The organism is Streptomyces sp. NPDC059003 (assembly GCF_042740445.1).
Taxonomy (GTDB): Bacteria; Actinomycetota; Actinomycetes; order Streptomycetales; family Streptomycetaceae; genus Streptomyces.
In genome coordinates, this window is the sequence record NZ_JBHYJH010000272.1 from 1 (window position 1) to 8,220 (window position 8,220).

Below are 8,220 nucleotides of genomic sequence, written 5' to 3' on the forward strand. Positions count from 1 at the left end.
GGGGCGGAGCCCCCTGGATTTGGGTAAAGGGGCGGGTCTGGGGCGCCCCGCGAGGCCTACCGGCACACCACCTGGTCCCCGGTCACCGCCCCGAACTCCCCCAGATTCGCCGCCTCCGCCCGCACCCGCTTGATCTTGCGGAAATCCGCCCCCGCGATCACCTTCAGCGTCGCCCCCTGCCCCGGCACCTGCCGCATCGCACACCCGGGCAGAGCCGTCGCCAGCGACTTGGCGGACCGGTCCCACCGCGGGTCGTACGCGACGACGGTCCGCGCGAGCGGCGCCGCCCCCTTGGCCAGCGGCACCGTGCCGGGCACCCGCGTCGTACGGAAGCCCGTGGACCGCAGCGCCGCGTCCACCCGCTCGCCCAGGCCGGGCGTCGCGGTGCCGTTGTCCACCTGAACCCGGATCTGCTGCGGGGCCACCGGCACGAGCGCCGACGTCGGCCGCGTGCGGTACGGGGCGAGCGGCTTGTCCTCGCGCAGCGCCTTGAACAGCTTCCCGGCCTTCTCGTCGTCCCACTTCAGGGTCGAGCCGATGCCCGGCACCATGTGGCCCATCTTGCCGAGCGGCACGGTGGTGAACTCCGACGACGACGGCGAGAAGTTCCGCATCGCCCGGCCGAGCGCCAGCATGTCCGTCGTGCCGAAGCCCTTGTCCGCCCGCACGGAGCCGAGCAGGGTCTTGGAGACGTCGCGGAACTTGACCGGATTCAGCAGGACGCCGCTGCTGGTCGTCTTCGCGATGAGCGCCGCGAGGAACCGCTGCTGGCGCCGCATCCGGCCGAGGTCGGCGGCCCCGTCGATGTGCCGGGAGCGCACGTACTGCAGCGCCTCGCCGCCGTTCAGCTCGTGCGTGCCGACGGGCAGGTTCAGGCCGGTGTAGGTGTCCTTCAGGGGCTGGTCGGTGCAGATCTCGACGCCGCCGAGCACGTCGACGGTCTTCATGAAGCTGGTGAAGTCGACCTCCAGATAGTGGTCGATCTTCACCTTGGTCATGTGCTCGACGGTGCGGACGGTGAGGTTCGCGCCGCCCTCCGCGTACGCCGCGTTGATCCGGACCGGGTGCGGCCTGTGGTGCTTCCCGGAGTTCTGGTCGACGTGCTCGGGCAGCTCCGCGTAGCTGTCGCGCGGCAGGCTCACGATGCTCGCGCGGTTCCGGTCCGCCGAGATGTGCACGATCATGATCGTGTCCGTGCAGTGGCAGGGGGCGCCGCCCAGGCGGTACTTCCGCTTCTGCGCGCGGGTGATCTTGTCGCGCCCGTCGGTGCCGACGAGCAGCACGTTCATGCCGTGGCCCGACTCGGGCCTGTTCTTCATGTCCTTGAAGGCGTCGACGCGCCTGATGCCGGTGTCGAGCCCGGAGACGACGCTGTGCCCCACGCCCGCCGCGGCGAGCACCGTGACGGACACCGCCGTCGCGATCCGCATCGCCCACCGGGGCCGCCGCACCCGCCGGGCCGTCCGCCGGGCCGGGGGACGCGGAGGCCGCTGGGGAGGCCGACGGCGCGGGGGCGGGGCGGGGGAGCGGGGCGGTGCGGGCACGTGCGAGGACACCTCCGCGGTCGCGGCTTGAGCCGGGGGGACGTCTTGAACGGTAGGCCCATACGATCTGCGGCCCGGGGTAGCGACCCGGACGGCGCGCGCCCGTGTCCCCCGTTCGCGGTAACGTGACGCCCGATGCTGCACTTTCCGGGGTGTCCCCCGGGATCCGGGCCGAGAGACGAGAAGGAAACTCCGCACGTGAATTCTGACGGTCAGCCTCCCGCCGTCTCCGTGATCATGCCGGTCCTCAACGAGGAGCGGCACCTGCGGGAAGCCGTGCACGCGATCCTCAAGCAGGAGTACGCGGGCGAGATGGAGGTCGTCGTCGCGCTCGGCCCCTCCACCGACCGCACGGACGAGATCGCCGCCGAGCTCGTCGCCGAGGACCCCCGCGTGCACACCGTGCCCAATCCCACCGGGCGCACGCCCGCGGCCCTGAACGCCGCCATCAAGGCCTCCCGCCACCCGATCGTGGTACGCGTCGACGGCCACGCCGCGCTCTCGCCGGGCTACATCACGACGGCCGTCCGCCTCCTCGAGGAGACCGGCGCGATGAACGTCGGCGGCATCATGCACGCCGAGGGCCAGAACGACTGGGAGCACGCCGTCGCCGCCGCCATGACGTCGAAGATCGGCGTCGGCAACGCCGCCTTTCACACCGGCGGCGACGCACAGCAGGCCGAGACGGTCTACCTGGGCGTCTTCCGCCGCGAGGCCCTCGAGCAGCAGGGCGGCTACAACGAGGAGTTCATCCGCGCCCAGGACTGGGAGCTGAACTTCCGCATCCGCGAGGCCGGCGGCCTCATCTGGTTCTCGCCGGAGCTGAAGGTCTCGTACCGGCCGCGCCCGAGCGTGAAGGCCCTCGCCAAGCAGTACAAGGACTACGGCCGCTGGCGGCACGTCGTCGCCCGCTACCACGAGGGCTCCATCAACCTGCGCTACCTCGCCCCGCCGACCGCCGTGTGCGCCATCGCCGCGGGCCTGGTCGTGGGTGCCGCGCTGACCCCGTGGGGCTTCGTCGTCCCCGGCGGCTACCTCGCGGCGATCGTCGCCGGGTCCGTGCCCGCGGGCAAGGGCCTGCCCCTGAAGGCGCGGCTGCAGATCCCGGTGGCCCTCGCGACCATGCACATGTCGTGGGGCTGGGGCTTCCTCACCAGCCCGCGCGCGCTCGCGAAGAGGGTCATCGCGTCCCGGCGCCCGGCGGTCCTCGGCGAGGCCCAGGAGGCCTGAGCCGTCGTCCCAGTTCGCTCCCGGGGGCCGCGTACGTCGCGTACGCGGCCCCCGAGCGCGTACTACCAGGTGAAGTTCGGGTCCACCTTCATGCACGCCGTCTTGTCGGAGCCGCTCATGGCATCCGCCGAATCAGGCGTCTTGTCATCCTTCTTCTTCGGCTTGGGCGGTACGTCGCCCTCGCGCCAGTCGGCGCCGATGACCAGCGTCACCCCGGAGACGTCCGTCGACTTCTTCGCCGAACTCGGCGGCAGGCCGAGGGCCTTGGCGACCCGCTGGGCATCGCCCTCCAGGTCGACGCTCGGGTAGCGGATGACCGTCCTCTCTTCGGCGAGCGACGTCGTCGTGTCCGGCGCGGCCTTCGCGAAGCCCTTGTCGACCAGGAGCTGCGCCACCGCGCCCGCCCGGCCGGTCGCCGGGGCCAGGGCGGAAGTGCGCGTGCCGTTCTGGACCTGCAGCGCGATCTTGTCGTCCGCGGCCGCGGGATCGTCCGACAGCTTCTCCTTGGCGGGCTTCTTCTTGCCCTTGCCGTCCAGCGGGATGTCGTCGCGGACGAGGCGGAAGAGCTGCTCCGCGTCGCCGGGCTTGGGGACGACGCGTTCACCGGCGTACTCGAACGGCATGGTCGTCATCGTCGTACGGCCCGGCGAGACCTTCTTGAGCTCGTTGCCCAGGTCGTACAGCTTCATGGGGCTGCCCAGGCCGTCGTCGACCGTCAGTGCGCTGGTCGCCTTCTCGGCGAGCTTGCGCAGCTGGTTGGGGCTTGTCAGGCCGGTGTTCTCGCGGAGCTTGCGGACCAGCGCGTTCATGTACATGTGCTGGGCCTTGGCGCGGCTGATGTCGGTGCCGCCCTCGAAGCCGTAGCGGGTGCGCAGCCACTGCAGGGCCTGCTCGCCCTTGATCTCCGTGGTGCCCTTCTTCAGCTTGAGGCCCGAGCCCTTGCCCTCGCGGGTGCGCGAGTGGATGTTCTTGTCCACGCAGACGGGCACGCCGCCGATGGCGTCGGCCATCGACACCACGCCGGAGAAGTCGACCATCATGAAGTGGTCGATGTGGATGTTGGTGAGCTTCTCCCAGGTGGCGACGGTGCAGCCGGGGCCGCCGCGGCCGAGGGACTCGTTGGTCATCGCGCGCGGCCCGCGCTCCTCGTACACCTTGCCGTCGTCGGGGTCGGTGCACTTGGGGATGGTGAGGAGCGTGTCGCGCGGCATGCTGACCACCGACATGTTGCTGCGGTCCGCCGACACGTGGAGCAGCATCTGGACGTCCGCGAGGGGCGGGCCGCCGAAGGTCTCCTTGGCGCCGCCGAGCTTCTGGTTCTCCTTGGAGTCCCGGGCGTCCGAGCCGATCAGGAGGATGTTCAGCGGCGTCTGACCGGCGGAGTTGGGCGTGGGCTCGGGGGCCCGGTGCTCGCCCAGGTTCAGGTCGTCGGTCTCCAGATTGGCGTTCAGGTGCTGGTAGTAGAGGTATCCGGCGCCGGCCGTGCCGAGTATCAGGACGGACAGGACGGTCGCCGACCAGCGCAGGACGCGGCGCTTGCGGCTCGGGCGCTTGCGGCCCGCGCCCCGTCTGCCGCCGCCGCTCCCGCTGCCGGGCTTACGCGGTGGCGCGTCCTCCGTAGTGGACCCGGTGGACCCGCCGGACTTGCTGGACCCGGCCGACTTGCCGGACCCGCCGGACCCCCCTGATTTCCCGGACGTCCCGGACGCCCCCGGCTTCCCGGACGCCCCCGCCGACCGCCCGCGCCCGGCCCCCACCGAGCCCCCGCGGGAAGCATTCACGCTCTTCTGCCCCATCCCCAGTCCCTCCCCGCCTGCCGTGCCGTGCCGACGCCTCCGTCACGCGTGACCGGCTGCGCACCGGTCACGCGTGGCGTTCTGTGAGACGTTGAACAACCGCCTCAGGTCACTTGGCACACACGGTTTTGTCGGCCTCGACCTTCTGGATGCCGTCCGGCGCCTTCGACGGAGACTTGATGGGCACCCCCGCGCCCTTGAAGTCGGCACCGAGGGTCAGCACCATCGCCGGGAGCCCCTGTGCGTTCTTCTCGCTCTTGCCCGGCTTCAGCGCGGCCCCGGGGAGCCCCATGAGATCGGCGAGGCGCCGGGCCTGGTCGGCCTCCCCGGGGCCGTACTCCAGGGTCGTCTTGGGCAGCTTCTTCGGGGCGTTGCCCTGCTGGCTGGACTTCATCACGCCCTCAGTGTTCTGCAGCCAGCTGAGAGTTTCCTGAGCGGCGCCGTTGCGTTCGCTGCCGTTGTAGATGTCGACGCGCACGTCGGCGGGGTCGGCCTTCGGGCCCTTGAGCCGGGCGGCGACGGCGGCCTTCTCCTTCTTCGCCTGCTTCTTGACCTCGGTCAGCGACACGTCGTCGCGCATCATCGAGAACAGCTCGTCGGCCTTGGCCTTGTTCAGGACGACCGTGACGGGCTTCTTCTCGGCGGGGTTGTCGACCACCGGGGTCGTCGCGAAGGTCAGGTTCTTCATGTCGAACTTGCCCAGCTCCATGCCGAGGTCACGGAGTTTCAGTATGTCGTCGATCTTGGAGTCGACGGTCAGCGCCTTCGTGCTCGCCTCGGCCAGACTTATGATCTTCTTCGGGCTGGTCAGCGTGCCCTTCGACTTGAGCTTGCGCATCAGCGAGCTGAGGAACTGCTGCTGGAGCTCGATCCGGCTCAGGTCGCCGCCGCTGCCCACGGTGTACCGCGTGCGGACGAACGCCAGCGCGTCCTCGCCCTCGATCGAGTGCTTGCCCGCGGGCAGCTTCAGGTGCGACTTGGGGTCGTCGATGTCCTTGGCGAGGCACACGTCCACGCCGTCGACCGCGCTGGACAGCGTCTTGACCGCGTTGAAGTCGGCCACCATGAAGTGGTCGAGCTTTATGCCGGTGATCTTCGTGACCGTACGCATGACGCAGCTCGGCGTGCGGTCGTTCTGGCCGAGGCTCTCGTTGAAGCGGACGTTCTGCGAGCCCGGGATGGTCTTCATGGAGCCGTCGTCCTGCTTGGTGGGGCAGTCCGGGATGTCGGTGATCATGTCGCGCGGGATGCTCAGGGCCGTCGCGTTGGAGCGGTCCTTGGAGACGTGCAGCAGGAGCGTGGTGTCCGCGTGGCCCACGCTGCCCTCGTCGCCGTAGCCCTTGTTGCCGTTGCCGCTGCGCTTGTCCGTGCCGACGAGCAGGATGTTGATGGCGCGGTCCTTGCTGAACCCGCCGGTGCCCGCGCCGTCGTCGGAGACGGCCGTGATGTTGTCGTTGAGGTGCTGGTAGTACAGATAGCCGCCGACGCAGGCCGCGACGATCACGAAGGCGACCGTGCCGCCCGTCCACGCCAGTATCCGCTTGCCCGTGGACTTCTTCTTCTTGGCCTTCTGCTTGCGGCGCCCGCCCGCCTCGGGCTGCGCGGCACGGCGCCTGCGCTGGCCCGGCACCTGGTCACGGCCGCCGTGGCCGCCGTGGCTGCCATGGCCGCTGGGACGCTCGGGCCCACGGCCGCCGCTCTGGTGCGGAGTGCCCTGCTGGGGCGCGCCCTGGTGCGGCGTGCCCTGCTGCGGCGCTCCTTGGCGCGGCGCCGCCCTGCGGGGTCCGGGCACGCCGGTCGGAGGTGCCGACTGCTCTGCGGAAGGACTCAGTCGCAGTTCGTAGTCGCCGGTCTGCGGGTTGAGTACCCACTGGTCTGCGGGGTCGATGTTTTCTGCCCGCCCACGGCCTTGCGCGTCCACGGTTGTTTGCGTCCTCCGTCAGGGCCACGCGGCGCCTTTCCCCCCTTTAAGAAGGCGCTCGGTCAGTCGTTGCGTCGGGTGCGCGGCCGGGCGGCCGGGACACCGGATCGGCTCACACTATCCGCCCAGTTCAGCGTCCAACGACGCCGGTGACAAATTCCACTCCCCTTACACCTGGGCAATACGCCCTATTTCTTTGGAAGTACGCGGGAAACCGCCTCGGGCCGCGCCCCGCGCCCCGCCTCCGCCCGCATTACCCGCAGGCCGACCCGGCGGCCGTGTTGCCCCGGAACGTGGGGGCCGGGCTCGGTGTGTGGGTGGGGTCGTCGGGCCGCTCGTCGGTCCAGTCGCCCTCGTCGTAGCCGTCGTCCTCGTACCCGTCGTACTCGTCCGACTCGGCGTCGCTCTCGTCGATTTCGGCGCCGGATTCCGCTTCGTACGTGTCTTCGGAACCCTCTTCGTCCGAGGGACGCGTGACCGGCCCCTCGCGCGTCACCTGGACCGGCTCGTCCTTGCGGAGGCGCGCGAAGAGTTCGTCGGCGGCGGGTTCCACCAGCTCGTCGCGATTCGCGTCATAGGTGTACGAACGGCGCGGCACGGTGAGGAATTGCACCCGTTCTGTGGGGGTATTGCGCACTCCGCGCACCAGTTCGTACAAACCGCGGAGACTCGCGAGCCCGGGATCCGTGGTGAGCGACGAGGTGGCCGCGTCCAGAACCGGATACAGCTTCGCCGGATTCAGCAGGACGTCATTGCTGCGCACCTTGTTGACGAGCGCGCCGAGAAACTGCTGCTGCCGGTCCATGCGTTCGGTGTCGCTGCCGTCGCCGAGCGACTTGCGGGCCCGGACGAATCCGAGGGCCTGCTCGCCGTCGAGCGTCTGCCACCCCGCGGGCAGCCTGAGCCGCGCGTCCGTGTCGTCGACGGACTGCTCCAGGCAGACCTGTACGCCGTCGACGGCGTCGACCATGTCCTTGAACCCGGCGAAGTCCACGACCATGTGGTGGTCGATCCGGATGTTGGTGAGCTTCTCCACCGTACGGATCGTGCAGGCGCTGCCGCCGAACTCGAACGCCCAGTTGAACTGGGCGAATTGGGCCTCGGTGCGGGAGCCGTCCGGGCGGCGGCAGCTCGGGATGTCCACCATCAGGTCGCGCGGCAGGGACACGGCGGTCGCGCTCTGCCGGTCGGCGGCCAGGTGCAGCAGCATCGTGGTGTCCGAGCGCTGCGTGCCGAGGTCGCGGCCGTACTTGCGGTTCCCGCGGCCGGAGCGGGTGTCGGAGCCGATGAGCAGGATGTTCTGCGCGTCGTGCACGAGCGGGGTCGGCCGCTCCTTCTCGTAGCGCGCGAGCTCCGCGGCGGCCGCGGTGTCCTTGGTGATGTTCCCGTCGAGCTTCTGGTAGACGATCCACCCGGTGCCGCCGGCCGCGAGCACGAGTACGGCGGCGCCGGTCGCGGCGTACCGCAGCAAGCGGTGCCTGCGGCGCCGCTTGCCGACCCCCGTCGGGCTCGCGCCCGCGCCCGGTCCGTACGCGGTGTCCGTCACGTGTGAGTCCACCCCTCGTCGCTGCGTGTGTTCGTACGTGGCGCTCCTACGACCATGGCCCGGGGCGGGGCGGGGGGCCTCTGGGGTCGGGGGTGGGGTGGGCCGAATGGGTGGGCGGGGCTATAGAAAGCCCGTCCGGCGTTTGAGGACGAGGCGCGAAGCGCCGATAAACGGGGGTCCAGG

At 70.4% G+C, this 8,220-nt stretch carries 5 protein-coding genes; 1 reads left to right on the forward strand and 4 read right to left on the reverse strand.

Annotated features, from left to right (window positions below; all coding sequences use genetic code 11):
• Positions 1-56: 56 nt before the first annotated feature.
• Complete coding sequence (locus tag ACFWZ5_RS43020) at positions 57-1,430, reverse strand: LCP family protein (RefSeq protein ID WP_384805039.1); 1,374 nt, start codon at positions 1,428-1,430, stop codon at positions 57-59.
• Between the two features lie 312 nt (positions 1,431-1,742).
• On the opposite strand from ACFWZ5_RS43020, the gene ACFWZ5_RS43025 reads away from it, so the two are divergent.
• Entirely contained in the window at positions 1,743-2,774 is a 1,032-nt protein-coding gene (locus tag ACFWZ5_RS43025) for a glycosyltransferase family 2 protein (protein ID WP_384805037.1), read from the forward strand.
• A 62-nt stretch (positions 2,775-2,836) separates the two neighbouring features.
• Here ACFWZ5_RS43025 and ACFWZ5_RS43030 read toward each other — a convergent pair whose 3' ends face one another.
• From ACFWZ5_RS43030 to ACFWZ5_RS43040, 3 genes are all read right to left on the reverse strand, one after another.
• A complete protein-coding gene (locus ACFWZ5_RS43030; protein WP_384805035.1) occupies positions 2,837-4,570 on the reverse strand; it encodes an LCP family protein in 1,734 nt (577 codons plus the stop codon).
• Between the two features lie 109 nt (positions 4,571-4,679).
• The gene (locus tag ACFWZ5_RS43035; protein WP_384805032.1) at positions 4,680-6,491 is read right to left on the reverse strand and encodes an LCP family protein; all 1,812 of its coding nucleotides are present in this window, start codon (positions 6,489-6,491) and stop codon (positions 4,680-4,682) included.
• A 253-nt stretch (positions 6,492-6,744) separates the two neighbouring features.
• Positions 6,745-8,037: an LCP family protein gene (locus tag ACFWZ5_RS43040; protein WP_384805030.1), complete on the reverse strand. Its 1,293-nt coding sequence runs from the start codon at positions 8,035-8,037 to the stop codon at positions 6,745-6,747.
• Positions 8,038-8,220: the final 183 nt, after the last annotated feature.

Excerpts from the sequence above, each read along its gene's own strand:
- ACFWZ5_RS43020 (WP_384805039.1), bottom strand. The coding sequence starts at position 1,430 with ATGCGGATCGCGACGGCGGTGTCCGTCACGGTGCTCGCCGCGGCGGGC.
- ACFWZ5_RS43030 (WP_384805035.1), bottom strand. The coding sequence starts at position 4,570 with ATGGGGCAGAAGAGCGTGAATGCTTCCCGCGGGGGCTCGGTGGGGGCC.